The sequence below is a fragment of the Janthinobacterium sp. NKUCC06_STL genome, from assembly GCF_019345455.1.
GTDB lineage: Bacteria > Pseudomonadota > Gammaproteobacteria > Burkholderiales > Burkholderiaceae_D > Janthinobacterium > Janthinobacterium rivuli.
Window position 1 is genome coordinate 18,486 of sequence record NZ_JAHKQY010000012.1, and the last position, 17,117, is coordinate 35,602.

A 17,117-nucleotide genomic window follows, 5' to 3' on the forward strand; every position below is an offset into this window, starting at 1 on the left:
AGAACCAAATGGACTTTAGCATAAAAGCATTCGATACCAAGAGCACCCTCGGCACGGCCAAAAGCGGATGCATCGCGGTTGCGGTATTCGAAAACAAAAAACTGTCGCCAGCGGCAAAATCGCTGGACAGCAAGGGTGCGATTTCGGCTGCGCTGAAGTCCGGCGACATCAGCGGCAAGCCTGGCAGCACCTTGCTGCTGCGCGCAGTCGATGGCGTCGCCGCCGAACGTGTTCTGCTGGTAGGCATGGGCAGCGATGATACTGTCAGCGAAAAAAGCTTCACGACCGGCGTACAAGCCGCACTGAAGGCCTTCGGCTCGCTGGGCGCTGCGGACGCCATTATCGCATTACCGCTGGCTGAAGTGAAAGAGCGCGACGTAAATTGGGCAATCCGTTGCGTGGTGCAAGCCGCCCACGACAGCGAATACCGCTGCGACTCGCAAAAAAGCAAAAAAGATCCGGCGCCAGCCGGCGTGCGCAAGATCGTCCTGGCCGCTCCCGCAACAGCAGCGACGCGCGGCGCGCTGGCGCAAGCCATCGCCATCGCCAACGGTTCCGACCTGACGCGCAAGCTGGGCGACCTGCCGGCGAACGTCGCCAATCCGACCTACCTGGCCAACACGGCCAAGCAGCTGGCCAAGGATTACAAGTTCGAAGTCGAAGTACTGGACCGCAAACAGCTCGAAGCGCTGAAAATGGGCAGCTTCCTGTCCGTCACCAACGGCAGCGAGCAGCCGCCGAAATTCATCGTCCTGAAGCACATGGGCGGCAAGGCCAAGGATGCGCCAGTCGTCCTGGTCGGCAAGGGCATCACCTTCGACACGGGCGGCATTTCGATCAAGGCCGGTCCTGGCATGGATGAAATGAAGTACGACATGTGCGGCGCCGCCTCGGTACTGGGCACCTTCCGCGCCATTGGCGAAATGAACCTGAAGCTGAACGTCATCGGCGTCATCGCCGCGTGCGAAAACATGCCGTCGGGCCGCGCCACCAAGCCGGGCGACATCGTCACCTCCATGAATGGCCTGACCATCGAAGTGCTGAACACGGACGCCGAAGGCCGTCTGGTGCTGTGCGACGCGCTGACTTACGCCGAACGCTTCAAGCCGGCAGCCGTGGTCGATATCGCCACCCTGACGGGCGCTTGCGTCGTCGCCCTGGGCCACCATAACAGCGGCCTGTTTACGCGCAGCGATGCGGCGCATGACCAGCTGGCCAATGAATTGCTGGCAGCGGGCAAGCAGTCGAGCGACACGGCATGGCGCATGCCGATCGAAGAAGCGTACAACGAGCAGCTGAAGTCGAACTTCGCCGACCTGGCCAACATCGGCACGCCAGGCGGCGGTTCGGTGACGGCAGCGGCCTTCCTGGAAAACTTCACCAAGAAGTACACCTGGGCGCATCTGGACATCGCCGGCACGGCATGGAAATCGGGCGGCGCAAAAGGCGCGACCGGTCGTCCAGTTCCCCTGCTGACGACGTTCCTGATCAACCGCGTGTAAGAGAACGCAAGAAGACAGCCGCCATGGTCACTGACCCTGGCGGCTTTTTTTCGTGTGTAGTAATCAGTAGACGACGGGATTGGGCAAAGGCGACGGCGCCACCTTGGGCTGCACCACCGTTTCCGGCACGGCGGCCGGCTGCGGCTTCGCGGCGACGGGGGCGGGCGGCGGCGCCAGGCGCGCCGGGTCCTGCATGACGATGGTCAAAATCGATGGATAGTCAAAGCCGGCGCCCGTGTTGCGGTCGACGAAATAGCCGACGCCCAGGGTCAGGATGACATTGCCCCAGACGCTGCCATTGAGCTTGGGATCGATATGGTCGTCCATCGCGATGGCAGGTGAACCGTGCTTGCGGCAGTCGACCTTCAACGGTTCCTGGCTCTTGCGGATGGTGATGCGGCCGGGCGTGGTGACGAACCACTTGCCCACGTCGTTGCTGAGGATGCAGCCGGCGCCCGTCAGCTCGCGGTTGTCCTGGATGGTTTGCACCAGCACCATCTGCTCGGTGTTGCCCGTCAGAGTGGCGCAGCCGCCCAGGCCTAACAGCAGCGTCCCGGCGGCAAAGGCGGCAAGGGGGGCAGACAGCGGCACGCGCATGGGAAGCTCGCTTAACGGACGGGAATCGGCTGGTCGCCGGGCACGGCGACGGCGGTGACGCTGTTTTTCGGACTGCCTTCGATCAGGCGGTCGGAATACACGAGGTAGACCAGCGCATTGCGCTTGCTGTCGACCATGCGCACGACGCGCACGTGCTTGAAGAAGATCGAGGCGCGCTCGGTAAACACTTCTTCCTGGCGCGGCAGTTTGCCCTTGAATTGCAGCGGCCCCACCTGGCGGCAGGCCACGGCCGCATCGGCCTTGTCTTCGGCCAGACCGACGGCACCCTTGATGCCGCCCGTCTTGGCGCGCGACAGGTAGCAGCTGACGCCAGCGACGCGCGGGTCGTCATACGCTTCGACGACGATCTTGTGGTCAGGGCCGATCAGTTTAAATACCGTATCGACCGAACCGATGGTTTCGGCATGTGCCGCGGCGCAGGCAAAGCCCAGCACCAGAGCGGCAGGCAGCAATTGACGCATGAAAGAATCCCGGGCACGCACGCAGGCGGCCATCAGTTGATGGGAGCGAAACGCTGGACCATGACGCCTTCGACTTCGATCAGTTGAAAGAACACGTCTTTCGGCCGGGTCCAGATGGAACCGTCGGCGGCGCGATAGACGATCATCGGCGTCAGATCCGCTTCCAGCGTGGCTTCGCACACCAGTTCGTAAATGCCGCCTTTATAGTGCCGATAACGCATCGCCGTCCCCTCAAGCCGTTGAATCTTCGCTCTTGTCGTCGGCCAGTGCCTTCTGCTTCTGCTTCAGGCCCTGGATTACTTTCAGTATGCCTTCCATGCCGGCCGCGCCATCGGCGCCGCTGAAGGCGTCGAGCACCTCATTGAGCACCTTGTTGCGCACGGTCGCTTCATCGGAAGACATTTCCAGCGCGCGCTGGGCTTTCGCCGCCTTCTCGGCCGCGCTCACGCGCGGCTTGGCAGCCGTCTTGCCATGCGTCAGAGCTGCCTGCCAGATAACCCAGCGGCGCTGGGTCTCGAAAATCAGGTACTCATCCGGTTTATCTTCTCTTCGCCGCACAATGTGGCCGTCACGCTGCGCCCACGCTTCAAATGCAGTTCGCATTTTCTTCCTTTGCAAATGCTACGCGCAAGTCTCACTATTAAAACTGCAACATTTCAAAATAGTACCATCTATTGATGTCGCAAAACAGTCTCATAGATATAGTACTGCAATTTATATAACAAGTCTGGCGGCGCCAGAGACGGAATTGACACTCCGTCCCCGGCACAGTGGTCATGTAATCGGAATAGCAATTACAACTAATTACAACTGCTTCCTGTTCGGTTCTTCACTTGGCTGTAACAAAGCCGTATGACACAGTTGTTACACGGTGCCATTTTAGTAGTTTTTATCGCGTTTTAGCGAGAAACTTTACACCTTTGTCGCGTTAAACGGCGGGACGCATCCTGCCGCGCCAGCCACTTATGCCAAATCAAACATAGGGGTTGATCAATGATACACAAAAACATAATATTCATGCGCCACGATTGGTTAAGTATAAATATTTTATCCCTCCTCTTTTTCCCGGCCAGTCAATAAAGCCCATACCGGGCAAGCGGCGCAGGACGCCATCGACACGCATGCGGTAAGATTCGCGCCTATCGCCACCTATTCAAGCAAGGATTTTTCCCATGAAACTCGCCACCTGGAACGTCAACTCGCTCAAAGTGCGCCTGCCGCAAGTGCTGCAGTGGCTGACAGACAACCCGGTCGACATACTCTGCCTGCAAGAGACCAAGCTCACGGATGACAAGTTCCCCGTCGCCGAGATCGAGGCGGCCGGCTATCAGGTGGTCTTCAGCGGCCAGAAAACGTACAACGGTGTGGCCATCCTGTCGAAGCTGCCGATCACCGACGTGGTCAAGAACAACCCGCGCTATGAAGATGCGCAGCAGCGCATCCTGGCCGCCACCATCGGTGGCGTGCGCGTCGTCTGCGCCTATGTGCCGAACGGCCAGAGCGTCGATTCGGACAAATACGAATACAAGCTGGGCTGGCTGGCCGCCCTGCACGACTGGCTGGCCGAAGAAGCGCAGCAGCATCCGCAACTGGCCGTCGTCGGCGACTACAATATCGCCCCCGACGACCGCGACGTGCACGACCCTGTCGCCTGGGAAGGCCAGGTACTGGTGTCGGACAAGGAACGCGCCGCCCTGCAGCGCCTGTTCGACATCGGCCTGATGGACGCCTTCCGCCTGTTCGAGCAGGCCGACAAATCGTTCAGCTGGTGGGATTACCGCCAGCTGGGCTTCCGCCTGAACAAGGGCCTGCGCATCGACCACATCCTGCTCTCGCCCGCCCTCGCCGGCCGCTGCACGGCTTGCGTGATCGACCGCGTGCCCCGCAAATGGGAACAACCGTCCGACCATGCGCCTGTCGTGGCGACGATTGACTAACTAACGACTATCCGCTCCAGCAAGGCCTGTGCGTTCACGGCGGGCACTGGCGCGGAAAACAGATAGCCCTGCGCATAGCGGCAGCCGTTCGCCTGCAGGAGGGCGAACTGTTCTTCCGTTTCCACGCCCTCGGCCACGGCCGACAATTGCAGGCTGTCGGCCAGCGCGATGATGGCCGCCACGATGGCGCGGTCTTCCGCACTGTGTTCGAGATCCTTGATGAAGGCGCGGTCGATCTTGACCTTTTTCACGGGGAAGCGCTTCAGATAGGCCAGGCTGGAATAGCCGGTGCCGAAGTCGTCGATCGACAGGCGCAAGCCCATGCCATTGATCTGGCGCAAAATCTCCAGCGTATGCTCGCCGTGCTGCATCAGCGCCGTCTCGGTGATCTCGAATTCCAGCAGCGCCGGATCGATGCCCGTTTCGCGCACCACGGCGCCGATGGCCGCCACCAGGCCCTTGTGCATGAACTGGCGCGGCGACAGATTCACCGCCAGCGGCACCGGCTGCAAGCCCTGGCGCTGCCAGGCCATGCTTTGCTCGCAAGCCTGGCGCATCACCCACTCGCCCACCGGCACGATCAAGCCGTTTTCCTCCATGATGGGGATGAAGCGGTCCGGCAGCACCAGGCCGTGGCCGGGACGGCGCCAGCGCAGCAGCACTTCCATGCCATGCAGGCGGCGCGTGGCGATATCGATGATCGGCTGGTAAAACAGTTCGAACTGCTGCAGCGCCAGTGCCGTGCGCAAGCTGCTTTCCAGATCAAAATGCAGGGCCGCCGCCTGGTTCATCGTCTGCGTGAAGAACTGGTAGTTGTTGCGGCCATTGCCCTTGGCGTGGTACATGGCCGCATCCGCATGGCGCATCAGCGCATCGACGTCGCCGCCATCGTCCGGATACAGGCAGATGCCGATCGACGGCGTCACGTGCAGCACGTGGCCGTCGAGCGGAAAGGCGGGCGTCAGCGCCTCGATGACCTTCTCGGCCACGCGCGCCGCCTCGTCGCTGCCGCGGATGCCCGGCACCAGCACGACGAATTCATCGCCGCCCAGGCGCGCCACCGTGTCGCTGGCGCGCACGGCGCCGCACAGCCGGGCGGCCACTTCCTTGAGCAGCAAATCGCCCGTCATGTGGCCCAGCGAATCGTTGATGGTTTTAAAGCGATCGAGGTCGATGAACATCACGGCCAGCTTGCGCCCGGAGCGCTGCGCGGCCAGCATGGCCCGCTCCAGCCGGTCCGACAGCAGCGCGCGGTTCGGCAAACCCGTCAGGTTGTCGTGGTAGGCCATGTGATGCACGCGCGCCTCGGCCTGGCGCCGCTCGACGATCTCGCCCTGCAGCAGCAGGTTGGCGCCGGCCAGTTCGGCCGTGCGTTCCTGCACGCGCAATTCCAGCTCGTCGCGCGCGCGGCGCACCGCCTCGGCCGCCTCGCGGCGCGCCGTCACGTCGTCGACCAGCCACACGGAACGGCCATGCGCATGCGCCAGGTCGAACGGCCGGCCGGACAGGCGCGCCCAGAAGCGGCTGCCATCCTTGCGCACCAGCTGGTATTCCGACATGTGCACGCGCCCCGCATCGAAATCGCGCGCCGTCTCGCCGCGCGCCACCTTCCACGCGGCCACGTCCGGATACAGGGCTTGCACCGACAGGCCGTTGATCTCGCCGGGGCCATAGCCGAACAGCTCTTCCATCTTGCTGTTGGCGCGCAAATTGTAGCCGCCCTCTATCACCGAGATGCCCAGCACGGCGCTGTCGAGGATGGCCTGGTTTTCCAGCAGCGCGTTGCGCAGGGATTCTTCGGCGCGCTTGGCTTCCGTGCGGTCTTCGATGATCCAGATGGTGCCGGCGGCGGGGTCGTCCGGATTGACGACGTAGGCGATCAGCTGCGCCCACAAGGTCGTGCCGTCGCGGCGCATCATCTCGACTTCCGTCTGGAAGGGCTTGGCCACCGACAGGAAGGGAAAGGCCGCCGCACCCAGCAACTCGTACGATTGCTGCGACACGTACAGCGCGCGTCCGGGCAAGCCCAGCGCCTCGTCGCCGCTGTAGCCGAACATCGCGGCAAAGCCCAGGTTATAGCGCGTGATCTGGCGGTTCTTGGTGTACAGGATGCTCACCGAGGCATTCGTCATGATGGCCGCCACCTCCATCTGCGCCTGGCGGCTGGCCGTGATGTCTTCCAGTATCCAGATGGCGCCCTGCTCGCTGTGCGTCTGGTCGACGGCCTTGGCGCGGATGCGGCACCAGAACAGGCTGCCGTCGCGGCGGCGGAACAGCGATTCATCCTGCTCGTACGGCAAGCCCTGCCCCAGCAGCGGCGTCGCTTGCACGCCAAACGCCTCGTAGGCGACGGGCGAGGGAAACAGCTCGGCGGCGGGCAAGCCCGTCATCTCTTCCTGTGCGTAGCCGAACATTTCGGCAAAGCGGGGATTGCAGCGCAGGATCAGGCGCGAACGGGAAAACAGGATGCCGACGGAGGCATTGTCGAGAATGGCCTGCTGCTCCAGCATCAGCTGGCGCGTCGCCTCCTCGGCCGCCTTTTGCGCGCTTCGGTCGTCGAACAGCCAGATCGTGTCGCGCAAGCCGCGATCCGTCTGGCTCTCGGGATTGAGCACATAGCCATACGCCAGCGCCCAGAACGTGGAGCCGTCGCGCCGGCGCATTTCCATCTCGCCCTGGAACGGCAGGCCGCGTCGCAGCAGGGGCGAAGCCTGCCGCACGACATTGTCATATGCCGCGCGCGACGGATACAGGTCGGCGACGGCCAGGCCCACGCCGCTGTCGCCGTCAAAGCCGAAGCATTCGGCGAAGCGCCGGTTGTAGCGCAGCACGCCCTTGTCGCGCTGGAAGCCGATGGCCAGCGGCGCGTTATCCATCACGGCCTGCATTTCCAGCATGGCGCGGCGCAACTGGTCTTCATCGCGCCGGTGGTCGCTGATGTCTTCGATGATCCAGACCGTGCCGTCATGCGTATTGAGGGGATCGACGGCGCGCCCGTGCAGCCGGCTCCAGAACAGCGTGCCATCCTGGCGCCGCAATTCCAGCTCGGTGCGGTATGGCTTGCCCTTCGAGAGCAGCGGCGCCGCTTCCAGCCCCAGGGCGCGGCAATGCTCGGCGGAGCGGTACAGCACCGCGCCCGGCATGCCCGTCAGCTGGTGGCGCGCATAGCCGAGCATCTCGGCGGCGCGGATATTGCACTCCTCGATGAAGCCGCCCTTGGAAAAGACGATGCCGACGGCCGCGCTTTCCAGGATGGCCTGCTGCTCGAGCAAGGTCTTGCGCAAGGCTTGCTGGTCGCGCTGCTGCACGCGGATGTCGGCAAACACGAGGGTCGCACCGGGCAAGCCATCGTCCACCAGAAGCGGCCTGGACCAGACCTGCACGGCGATGGCGCCCGATACCCCTTGCAGGCTGCTGTCCCACTGCCGCTCGCGTCCGGCCGCACCGAGCGCGCCGCGCAGCATGCTGGTGCTCGACGCGCGATAGGCGTCCGTAAAGCAATCGGTCAGCAAGCGCCCCGAAATATCTGTGCCCAGCAAGGCCTGCAAGGCGCCATTCGCCGCCACCACCATGCCGCAGGCATCGCAGGCACAGGCCGGCAAGGCGATCAGCTGCAAGGCATCGGCAATGAAATCGGGACTGGTGGGGACGCGGTTCATGGACACCATGGGACGGTTAGGGACGAGATAAACATGCGCTTGGGAAAATATTCTTCCAAGCATCATGGTGCTGCTAGATCATAAACCAGTTTCCACGGGTTTTTTCATATTCCTTATTGGCAATATCTGAAACGCCACAGACCACTTGCAACACGATCGTTGCAACGGCGTTGCATGGCAAGAAAATGAAACAAATCGTTTAGAATAAAGCATGCGCCGCCCTCCCCAACCTCCGCTCGACCACCGCGACAAACCCGTCATCTGGACCGTCTCCGTCTCGCGGCTGTTCGACCTGTTCCGCGACATCACGCTCGAATACGACGACCTGGCGACGATCGAACCGATCAACCTCGGTTTCGACGACGCCGTGCGCCACATCCGCGAACGCATGGCCACCGAGCGCTGCGACGCCGTCATCGCGGCCGGTTCCAACGGCGCCTACCTGAAAGGCCGGCTGTCGGTCCCCGTCATCATCGCCAAGGCCAGCGGCTACGACGTGATGCAGGCGCTGGCGCGCGCGCGGCGCATCTCGCCGCACATCGGCGTCGTCACCTACCAGGACCCGATGCCGGAACTGGCCGAATTTGCCGCCACCTTCGGCTTCCAGATCGCGCAGCGCACCTACGCCACCGAGGAAGACGCGCGCGCGCAGATCAATGAACTCAAGGCGGCCGGCGTCAAGGCCGTCGTCGGCGCGGGGCTCGTCACCGACCTGGCCGAAGAGGCCGGACTGGCCGCCGTCTTCGTGTATTCGGCCACGGCCATCCGGCGCGCCTTCGACGACGCGCTGGAACTGGCGCGCCTGACGCAGATCGAATCGACCCGGGGACGCCGCGCGGTGGTGGCCGACACCCTGCGCGCGCGCCACGGCCTGCACGATCTGCGCGGCGAATCGGAAGCGATGGAAGCGCTGCGCCAGTCGGTGGTGCTGTATGCCCGCTCGCCGGCGACGGTGCTGATCCAGGGCGAAACGGGCAGCGGCAAGGAACTGGTGGCGCAGGCGATCCACCGCGAAAGCCCGCGCAGCCTGGGCGCAAACCGCCCCTTCATCGCCATCAATTGCGGTGCCATCGCCGAGTCCTTGCTGGAATCGGAACTGTTCGGCCACGAGGACGGCGCCTTCACGGGCGCGCGCCGGGGCGGCCATGCGGGCCTGTTCGAAGCGGCCAACCACGGCACCCTGTTCCTCGACGAAATCGGCGAAATGCCGCTGGCCCTGCAAACGCGCCTGCTGCGCGTGCTGGAAGAGCGCGAAGTGGTGCGCGTGGGCGGCACGCGGCCCATCGCCATCAATGTGCGCATCATCAGCGCCACGCATTGCGACCTGGAGCAACGCATCCGCGAAGGCCGCTTCCGCGCCGACCTGTTCTACCGCCTGGCCGTGCTGCGCCTGCATTTGCCCGCCTTGCGCGAACGCGCCAGCGACATTCCTGGCCTCGCCGAGTGGTCGCTGAAAAACGCGCTGGCCGCGCTGGGTGCCCGTCCGCACCCCAACCTGCATGCGGAAATCCAGGCTTGCGCGCCGCTGCTGCGCCGCTACGACTGGCCCGGCAACGTGCGCGAACTGCGCAACCTGGCCGAGCGCCTGGCCCTGTTCCTGGCCGCCGAACCGCTGCAGGCGCTCACCCCCGCCTTCGTGCTGGGCGTGGCGCCGGAACTGGGCAACGCTGCCGGCACGGCACTGCCGCTGGCGTCATCCGCCGCAGCTGTCACCGCCGCACCGCGCCCGGAAGACGAAAGCGCCAGCGCGGTGCTGGCGCGCTTCGGCGGGCGCCGCGACGCCGCCGCCCACTACCTCGGCATCAGCCGCACCACCCTGTGGCGGCGCCTGCGCAGCGGCTGACTTTTCAACCATACCCCAAACACCATGGACGACTGGCCTCATTTGCACGAATTATGGCAACGCTGCACGGGGCACGCTGGCGCGAGCGGCAAAGAGGGACTGGCGCGCGACCACCAGGACATCAAGGCGCTGTACGCGCGCGGCATTTCCATGGAAGACGCCATGCAGTTCCTGTTCCAGCAACGCCCTACCCTGGAAGCTTTCCAGGCGTGGCTGGCTGGCCGCACGCGCGTGCGCCCGGCGCACGCCGCCAGCGCGCACCAGGACGTGCTGTCCGCCGCCGAGCTGCGCCATTTCGAGGAGCACGGCTATCTGGTGCTGCGCGGCGCCGTGCCGCGCGCGCAGTGCGAGGCAGCCCGGGCAGCCATCTGGGACTATCTGGATGCCAGCCCCGATGATGCCGCGTCGTGGTACCAGCCGCACCCGGGCAAGCGGGGCCTGATGCTGCAGTTTTCCGACCATCCGGCCCTCGAGGAAAACCGCCACAGTGCGCACATCCGCCACGCCTGTCAGCAGCTATATGACACCGGCATCGGCACTGGCGCCGGCATCTACGCCAGCATCGACAAGGTCAGCTTCAATCCGCCGCAAACGCCGCAGCACAGCTTCCCTGGCAGCGCCCTGCACTGGGACGTCAGCCTGCAGCAGCCGATTCCCTTCAAGCTGCAAGGCATGCTGTACCTGAGCGACTGTTCCGCGCAGCACGGCGCCTTTCACTGTGTGCCCGGCTTCCAGCACAAGCTGGCCGACTGGCTGCGGCAAGTGCCGCCGGGGCGCCAGCCGCGCGAATGGGCCGTCGACAATTTGCGGCCCATGCCCGTCGACGGCATGGCCGGCGATTTCATCATCTGGCACCAGGCGCTGCCCCACTGCGCCACGCCCAACCGCGGCCCGGCGCCGCGCATGGTGCAGTACCTGACCTACCTTCCTGACCATTGCCAGGACCAGGATGTGTGGATATGAACCGTTCATCCCGCCCTGCCGCCGTTCATCCCGCGGCGCTGGCAGCCGCACGCCTGTGCCGCTAGCATGGTCGTCAAGGAGGAGTACCCCATGAAACGAACACTGCAAACCTTGATCTTATCTAGTGCCCTGCTGGCGGCAGGCGCCAGCCAGGCCGCCGCCCCCAAGGCCTTCACGGTCGAAGTCACCGGACAAGGCCGCCCGCTGATCCTGATTCCCGGCCTCGCGTCGTCCGGCGAAGTGTGGCAAGGCACGGTGGCGCGCCTGTGCGGCCCGCAAGCCGCACGCCAATGCCACGTGCTGACACTGGCCGGCTTTGCCGGCGCGGCGCCCATCGAAGGCGACTTGCTGGCGCAGGCGGAGCAGCAACTGGCCGACTACATCGGCAGCCAAAAACTGGGCCAGCCGGCCATCATCGGACATAGCCTGGGCGGCTTCCTGGCCCTGAAAATGGCCATCGACCATCCGGCGCAAACGGGCAAGCTGGTGATCGTCGACTCGCTGCCGGCGCTGGGCGCGACGCAGCTGCCCTCCATCACGCCGCCGCAGCTGCAAGCCATGGCGACGCAGATGCAATCGGCCATGCGCGCGCAGGATGGCGCCACCTACGCCACCAGCCAGCGCCGCGCCGTGACCAGCATGGCCAGCGCGCCGGCCGACGTGGAGCGCATCATCGGCTGGGGCCAGCGCTCGGACCGCGAGACGGTGATCAAGGCCATGGGCACCCTGATGGCCAGCGACCTGCGCCAGGATGTGGCGAAAGTGCGCTCGCCGACCCTGGTGCTGGGCACCTGGATCGCCTACAAGGACTTTGCGCCGCGCGCCGCCATCGAGGCTACCTTCCAGCAGCAGTATGCACAGCTGCCCGGCGTAAAAGTCGCGCTGGCCGATACGGCGCGCCACTTCATCATGTACGACCAGCCGGACTGGATGCATGCGCGCATCGAACAGTTCCTGGACTAGGCGATGAACACGCCCTTGCAACGGCCGCCGCTGCTGGCCAGGATCAACTGGTACTGGACCTTCCAGCTGGCCGGCTGGGGCGCGCTCACCCTGTTCAACAGCGTATATGGCGGCTCCACGCAGCTGCGCATCGTCGTGACGATTGCCGGCTGGGGCTCGCTGGGCGGGCTGCTGCTGTCGCATCTGTGGCATGGCGTCCTGCAGCGGCGCGGCTGGGCGGCGAACGGTCTGCGCTGGACACGCATCGTGCCGTCGCTGATCGTGCTGGCCGCCATCCAGACGGCCAGCGTGGCGAGCGCCTTCCACGTCATGTATCCGCCGCACACCCTCCGCGGCATCGCCTGGCTGCCCGGCGCCCTGCTGTTCTGGTTCGGGGTATTCCTGACCTGGACGGTGTTCTACTTCACCGCGCTGTCGCTGCGCCGCGCCAGCCGCTTCGAGGCCGAGGCGCTGCGCCTGGAAGTGCTGGCCAAGGACGCCCAGTTGCGCGCCCTGCAGGCGCAAGTCAATCCGCATTTCTTCTTCAACAGCCTCAATAGCGTGCGCGCACTGATCTTCGAAGACCGCGAAGCGGCCGCGCACATGATCGACCAGCTGGCCGGCCTGATGCGCCACGCGCTGCAGTCCAGCCAGCACGCCACGGTGCCGCTGGCGGCCGAACTGGACGCCGTGCGCGCCTACCTGGCCATCGAACAGAGTCGCTTCGAGGAACGCCTGCGCGTCAGCTTCGACATCCTCCCCGGCCTGGAGCACGCGCGCGTGCCGCCCATGGCCCTGCAAACGCTGGTGGAAAACGCCGTCAAATACGGCGTCGAAGCGAGCGCCGAGGGCGGCGACATCCGCATCGCGGCGCGGCGCGGCGCCGACACGGACATGCTGCGGATCGAGGTGGCCAATACGGGTGAGCTGCGCGGCGCATCCGGCTCCACCGGCATCGGCCTGCGCAATGCGCGCCAGCGCCTGCAACTGGCCTGCGGCGAGCGCGCCAGCCTGGAACTGCGCCAGCAGGCGGGCTGGGTATATGCCACCATCGACTTGCCGGAGCCGGCATGAACGGCCAGCCGCTGAAGGTAATGCTGGTCGATGACGAGCGCCTGGCGCGCGCCGAGCTGCGAAGGCTGCTGGCGCCGCATGTGCAGCACGGCGTCGTGGAGATCGTGGGCGAGGCGGCCAGCGCGGCCGATGCCGTCGCGCAGATCGGCAAGCTGCGCCCCGACCTGCTGCTGCTCGACGTGCAGATGCCGGGCGGCTCCGGCTTCGACCTGCTGGCCGCGCTCGATGATGCGCCCGACGTCATCTTTTGCACGGCCTTCGACCAGTACGCGCTGCAGGCGTTCGAGGTCAGCGCCCTCGACTACCTGCAAAAACCCGTGCAGGCGGCGCGCCTGGCCACGGCGCTGGCGCGTGCCGGCGCGCGGGCGCAAGCCGTGCCGCCGCCCGCGCCGCGCAAGGTCTTCATCAAGGATGGGGAACGCTGCTGGTTCGTGGCGTTTGACGATATCCGCCTGCTGGAATCGGAAGGCAACTACACGCGCGTGCATTTCGGCGCGCAGCGGCCGCTGATGCTGCGCACCCTGAACCAGCTGGAAGAAAAGCTCGATCCTGCCCTGTTCCTGCGCGCCAACCGGCGCCAGATCGTCAACCTGGCGCAGGTGGCGCGGCTCGCGCCAAATGCCGCCGATGGCCTAGCCCTGCACCTGCAGGACGGCAGCGTGGTCGAGGTATCGCGCCGCCGCGCGCAGCAGTTCAAGGCCGCCTGCGGCCTGTAGCCACCTTACTTCAGCGCGGGGATAGGCTGCGCCTGGAAGGCGGGGCGCGGCTGCTCCTTGAGCTTTTTCGCCAGCATGTCGAGCGCCACTTCCAGCTGGCGGTCGGCGCCATTGAAGGTGGCGTGCGGCGGGTTTTCCACCTCGACGTCCGGCACCACGCCCACGCCTTCGATCAGCCACTGGCCGTCGATGCCGAACTGGCCGTTTTCCGCCACGCGCGCCATGCCGTTGTCGGCCAGGCGCGTATTGTCGCTGAGCCAGACTCCGGCGCCGGCCGTGCGCTTGCCCACCAGCGGCGCCAGTTTCAATGCCTTGATGCCGGCGGCGAAAGTCTCGCCATCCGAATACGTGAGTTCATCGACCAGCACCACCAAATGGCCGCGGAAGGTGTTCTGCATGTTCGACGATGGCTGCACGCCCGGCGGCGCCCAGTAGGCCCAGGCCTTGCGCAGCAGTTTTTCGATGATCCAGCTGTCGATATTGCCGCCGTTATTGCGCCGCACGTCGATGATCAGGCCTTCGCGGTTGATGTTGGCGTAAAAATCGCGCGCGAACGAGGCGATGTCATTGGCGCCCATGGCGCGCAAATGCAGGTAGCCGATGCGTCCCTGCGAAGCGGCCGCCACCTGCTCGGCGCGGCTCAGTTCCCAGTCGCCATAGCGCAGTGCCGTCTGTTTTGCCATGTTCACGGGCGTGACGATCACGGCGCGCGGCGCGCCTTTGCCACGTTTGACTTGCAGCAGCACCTGCTTGTCGGCCTGGTTCAGCAGCAAATCGCTGATGTCGCGCGCGGCCAGCACGTCCTTGCCGTTGACGGCCGTGATCACGTCGCCCGCCTTCACATCCACTTCGGGGCGCGACAGCGGTGCGCGCGCCGAGGGCAATTCCGCTTCGCTGCGGTAGACATGTTCGACCCGGTAGCCCTCGCCGGTGCGCGCCAGCACGGCGCCGAGGCCCGCCGGCGTGCCTTCCTGCTCCGTGCGGCGCAGTTCGCCGGGACGGATCTGCGAATGCAGGGCGCCCACTTCGGCCACCATCATGCCGAGTACATCATTGAGTTCGGCGCGGTCCGTGACCCGCTCGACCAGCGGCGCATATTTGTCGCGCGCCGCCTTCCAGTTCACGCCGCGCATCTTCGCGTCGTACAGGAAGTCGCGGTGCAAACGCCACGCATCGTTGAACATCTGCTTCCATTCCAGGCGCGGATTCGACACGAACGTCCAGTCGTCGACCTTGACCTTGGCCTTCGACAGGTCCGCCGGCAGCTTGGCGCCCGCCTCGATCACCAGCATCTCGCCCGGGCCGGTGGCGGCCGCAGTACGGTAATATAAATGCTTTTTATCCTGCGCCAGGTCGAATTCGCGCACATTGGCCACCAGCAGTTCCGGCTTGGAGCCGGTATTGCCAATCGCCAAGGTCTTCAGGCTGGACTTGTTCTCGCCACTTTCCCGTTCCAGGAAATACAGGCGCTTGTCGTCGGCGGCCAGCGCGCTGTAATTGCCCGCCGCCAGCGGCACTTCATACAGGCGCTCGGCCAGGCCCTGGCTGACGATGGCAGGCAAGGCGGCTGGGGCCTTTTTCACGGCCGTCTTGCCGCCGGCCTTTTCCAATGCCTTTTCCGCCGCCTGTTCGGCCGCCTTTTCACCATCCGTCTCGGCCGGTTTCACTCCCGGACGGCTCAGCTCATCGTCGGGCTGAAACGGGAAACGGTTGCCCGGCTGCAGTGCCAGTGCATACACGCCGATGCGCTTGTCGAACACGGGCCCCATGTTGCGATCGCCCCACGGCGAGCCGTTGGCCAGCTGAAAATTGCGCGCCGACATGAAATACAACCACTTGCCGTCGGGCGAAAACACGGGCGAACCGGACGTATAACGGTCGCTGGTGACGAATTGCAGCTGTTTCGACGCGAGGTTGTACAAGCCGATCTGCTCGCGCTGCTCGTTGCTGGCCACGCGCACGATGGCCAGGTTGTGGCTGTCGGGCGACCATTGCACTTCGTCATGCTTGTCCACGCCGGCCTTGCCCGCGTCATCGATCAGCTGGTTGCCCCTGGTCGCCAGGTCCAGCAGCCAGAAACGGCCCTTTTTGTCCGTGTGCGCCAGCCAGCGCCCGTCCGGCGATGGATACAGTTTCCAGCGGTGGTTATCTCCCTGCGTCGTCAGCTGCTCGCCCTTGCCCGAACCATCGGCGGCGTACTTCCAGATCTCATTCTCGCCGCTCGTGTCGACGATGGCGAAGACGGATTTCTCGTCGCTGGAAAACACGGCGTCGCGCGCCCGCGCCCCTTCGGGAATGGCGATATCGACTCGGCGCAAACTGCCTGTGCCGGCGATGCTGACCTTGCCGCGGGCGGTGAGGATGATGCGCTCATCCTTGCCCGACACCTGCACATTGGAGAGGGTGTCCAGTGGCGAGCGGATCTGGCGCGCGCGCTGCTGGTCGAAGTCGGACACGAGGCTGATCGGCAATGGCGACGACTCCGTCCCTGCCGCCAGGTCCAGCACTTGCAGGTCCGCACCCAGTTGATACACGATCTTGCCGTCGCCCAGCTGCGCATTGCGCACGTCCCACTGCGTGTGGGTCGTCAAGGCGCGGCGGTCGGAGCCGTCCGGCAGCATGCTCCACAGATTGTCGCTGCCGCCCTCGTCACTGATGTAATAGACTCTGCCTTGCCACCACATGGGGCGCTTGTTGTTGCCAGCCAACACAGCAGGCTCCGCATGCATGCGCACGGCCTCGCCCTTGCCATCGAGGTCATAGCGCCACAGGGTCGCATGCGCGCCGCCGCGGTAGTTGCGCACATTGTCGTTGGTCATGGCCAGGCCGAAACGCGTGAAGAACAGCGTCTTGCCAAAGTCGTCGAGCACGGCGTCGTTGGCGTCAGCCACGGGAAACACGCGCCGCGTCTGTTTCACGGGATCGATGGCGGCGACGATGCGGCGCGAAGCGGGGCCATCCGTGTTTTGCGTGCTGACCAGCACCTCGCCCTGCGCCGTCCAGCCCAGCACCAGCACGCCGCCATTGTCATACGAAATACGGCGCGGCAAGCCGCCGGCCAGCGGCATCACGTACGCTTCCTGCGCCCCTTCATAGGCGGCGGAAAAGGCAATCCACTGGCCGTCGCGCGAAATCGCCGCGTTCGTTTCATAGCCGGGATGCGTGGTCAGGCGCTGCGCCGCGCCACCGCGCAGATTGCTTTTCCACAAATCGCCTTCGGCCGTGAAGACGACGGTATCGCCACGCACGGCGGGAAAGCGGAAATAGCTGCCGGCAGGAGCGGCGGCAACAGCGGCAGCGGCGGCGCTACCCAGCAAGCCGGCGGAAAACAACAGGAAGGCGAGAGTACGGGAAATTTTCATATGGACATCCAGATGGCGGTCAGGCGGTATGGACACCATG

General features: G+C 65.0%; 13 protein-coding genes. 7 read left to right on the top strand and 6 right to left on the bottom strand.

Annotated features, from left to right (window positions below; translation table 11 throughout):
• Nucleotides 1-8: 8 nt before the first annotated feature.
• The gene (locus tag KO539_RS26200; RefSeq protein WP_219312960.1) at nucleotides 9-1,502 is read left to right on the top strand and encodes a leucyl aminopeptidase; all 1,494 of its coding nucleotides are present in this window, start codon (nucleotides 9-11) and stop codon (nucleotides 1,500-1,502) included.
• A 63-nt stretch (nucleotides 1,503-1,565) separates the two neighbouring features.
• On the opposite strand, the gene KO539_RS26205 is transcribed toward KO539_RS26200, so the two are convergent.
• Genes KO539_RS26205 through KO539_RS26220 form a run of 4 tightly spaced genes read right to left on the bottom strand, consistent with a single transcriptional unit; the run spans nucleotide 1,566 to nucleotide 3,184 of the window.
• Nucleotides 1,566-2,099, bottom strand: a complete 534-nt coding sequence (locus tag KO539_RS26205; protein ID WP_257626492.1) for a hypothetical protein — start codon at nucleotides 2,097-2,099, stop codon at nucleotides 1,566-1,568.
• Nucleotides 2,100-2,110: 11 nt separating this feature from the next.
• Complete coding sequence (locus KO539_RS26210) at nucleotides 2,111-2,581, bottom strand: CreA family protein (protein ID WP_051959673.1); 471 nt, start codon at nucleotides 2,579-2,581, stop codon at nucleotides 2,111-2,113.
• Nucleotides 2,582-2,613: 32 nt separating this feature from the next.
• On the bottom strand, nucleotides 2,614-2,802 hold the full coding sequence (locus tag KO539_RS26215; RefSeq protein ID WP_034782199.1) for a DUF1653 domain-containing protein: 189 nt from the start codon (nucleotides 2,800-2,802) through the stop codon (nucleotides 2,614-2,616).
• 10 nt (nucleotides 2,803-2,812) lie between these two features.
• On the bottom strand, nucleotides 2,813-3,184 hold the full coding sequence (locus KO539_RS26220; protein WP_034751548.1) for a hypothetical protein: 372 nt from the start codon (nucleotides 3,182-3,184) through the stop codon (nucleotides 2,813-2,815).
• Nucleotides 3,185-3,753: 569 nt separating this feature from the next.
• Here KO539_RS26220 and xth point away from each other — a divergent pair.
• Nucleotides 3,754-4,518, top strand: coding sequence for an exodeoxyribonuclease III (gene xth, locus KO539_RS26225; protein WP_219312962.1), 765 nt, complete (start codon nucleotides 3,754-3,756; stop codon nucleotides 4,516-4,518).
• On the opposite strand, the gene KO539_RS26230 is transcribed toward xth, so the two are convergent.
• Nucleotides 4,515-8,177, bottom strand: a complete 3,663-nt coding sequence (locus KO539_RS26230; RefSeq protein WP_219312964.1) for a bifunctional diguanylate cyclase/phosphodiesterase — start codon at nucleotides 8,175-8,177, stop codon at nucleotides 4,515-4,517. The genes xth and KO539_RS26230 overlap by 4 nt on opposite strands.
• A 211-nt stretch (nucleotides 8,178-8,388) precedes the next feature.
• Here KO539_RS26230 and prpR point away from each other — a divergent pair, with 211 nt between their 5' ends.
• The 5 genes from prpR to KO539_RS26255 all read left to right on the top strand — a co-directional run bounded on the left by prpR (nucleotide 8,389) and on the right by KO539_RS26255 (nucleotide 13,715).
• Nucleotides 8,389-10,020, top strand: coding sequence for a propionate catabolism operon regulatory protein PrpR (gene prpR / locus KO539_RS26235; RefSeq protein WP_219312966.1), 1,632 nt, complete (start codon nucleotides 8,389-8,391; stop codon nucleotides 10,018-10,020).
• A 24-nt stretch (nucleotides 10,021-10,044) separates the two neighbouring features.
• A complete protein-coding gene (locus KO539_RS26240; RefSeq protein ID WP_219312968.1) occupies nucleotides 10,045-10,983 on the top strand; it encodes a phytanoyl-CoA dioxygenase family protein in 939 nt (312 codons plus the stop codon).
• 90 nt (nucleotides 10,984-11,073) lie between these two features.
• Nucleotides 11,074-11,946: an alpha/beta fold hydrolase gene (locus tag KO539_RS26245; protein ID WP_219312970.1), complete on the top strand. Its 873-nt coding sequence runs from the start codon at nucleotides 11,074-11,076 to the stop codon at nucleotides 11,944-11,946.
• A gap of 3 nt (nucleotides 11,947-11,949) precedes the next feature.
• Entirely contained in the window at nucleotides 11,950-12,999 is a 1,050-nt protein-coding gene (locus KO539_RS26250; RefSeq protein ID WP_219312971.1) for a sensor histidine kinase, read from the top strand.
• A complete protein-coding gene (locus KO539_RS26255) occupies nucleotides 12,996-13,715 on the top strand; it encodes a LytTR family DNA-binding domain-containing protein (protein ID WP_219312974.1) in 720 nt (239 codons plus the stop codon). The genes KO539_RS26250 and KO539_RS26255 overlap by 4 nt, the downstream gene beginning before the upstream one ends.
• A 5-nt stretch (nucleotides 13,716-13,720) precedes the next feature.
• Here the strand turns inward: KO539_RS26255 and KO539_RS26260 are convergent, their stop codons facing one another.
• Complete coding sequence (locus tag KO539_RS26260) at nucleotides 13,721-17,077, bottom strand: S41 family peptidase (RefSeq protein WP_219312976.1); 3,357 nt, start codon at nucleotides 17,075-17,077, stop codon at nucleotides 13,721-13,723.
• Between the last annotated feature and the right edge of the window lie 40 nt (nucleotides 17,078-17,117).

Excerpts from the sequence above, each read along its gene's own strand:
- KO539_RS26200 (WP_219312960.1), top strand. The coding sequence starts at position 9 with ATGGACTTTAGCATAAAAGCATTCGATACCAAGAGCACCCTCGGCACG.
- KO539_RS26205 (WP_257626492.1), bottom strand. The coding sequence starts at position 2,099 with ATGCGCGTGCCGCTGTCTGCCCCCCTTGCCGCCTTTGCCGCCGGGACG.
- KO539_RS26210 (WP_051959673.1), bottom strand. The coding sequence starts at position 2,581 with ATGCGTCAATTGCTGCCTGCCGCTCTGGTGCTGGGCTTTGCCTGCGCC.
- KO539_RS26215 (WP_034782199.1), bottom strand. The coding sequence starts at position 2,802 with ATGCGTTATCGGCACTATAAAGGCGGCATTTACGAACTGGTGTGCGAA.
- KO539_RS26220 (WP_034751548.1), bottom strand. The coding sequence starts at position 3,184 with ATGCGAACTGCATTTGAAGCGTGGGCGCAGCGTGACGGCCACATTGTG.
- xth (WP_219312962.1), top strand. The coding sequence starts at position 3,754 with ATGAAACTCGCCACCTGGAACGTCAACTCGCTCAAAGTGCGCCTGCCG.
- KO539_RS26230 (WP_219312964.1), bottom strand. The coding sequence starts at position 8,177 with ATGAACCGCGTCCCCACCAGTCCCGATTTCATTGCCGATGCCTTGCAG.
- prpR (WP_219312966.1), top strand. The coding sequence starts at position 8,389 with ATGCGCCGCCCTCCCCAACCTCCGCTCGACCACCGCGACAAACCCGTC.
- KO539_RS26240 (WP_219312968.1), top strand. The coding sequence starts at position 10,045 with ATGGACGACTGGCCTCATTTGCACGAATTATGGCAACGCTGCACGGGG.
- KO539_RS26245 (WP_219312970.1), top strand. The coding sequence starts at position 11,074 with ATGAAACGAACACTGCAAACCTTGATCTTATCTAGTGCCCTGCTGGCG.
- KO539_RS26250 (WP_219312971.1), top strand. The coding sequence starts at position 11,950 with ATGAACACGCCCTTGCAACGGCCGCCGCTGCTGGCCAGGATCAACTGG.
- KO539_RS26255 (WP_219312974.1), top strand. The coding sequence starts at position 12,996 with ATGAACGGCCAGCCGCTGAAGGTAATGCTGGTCGATGACGAGCGCCTG.
- KO539_RS26260 (WP_219312976.1), bottom strand. The coding sequence starts at position 17,077 with ATGAAAATTTCCCGTACTCTCGCCTTCCTGTTGTTTTCCGCCGGCTTG.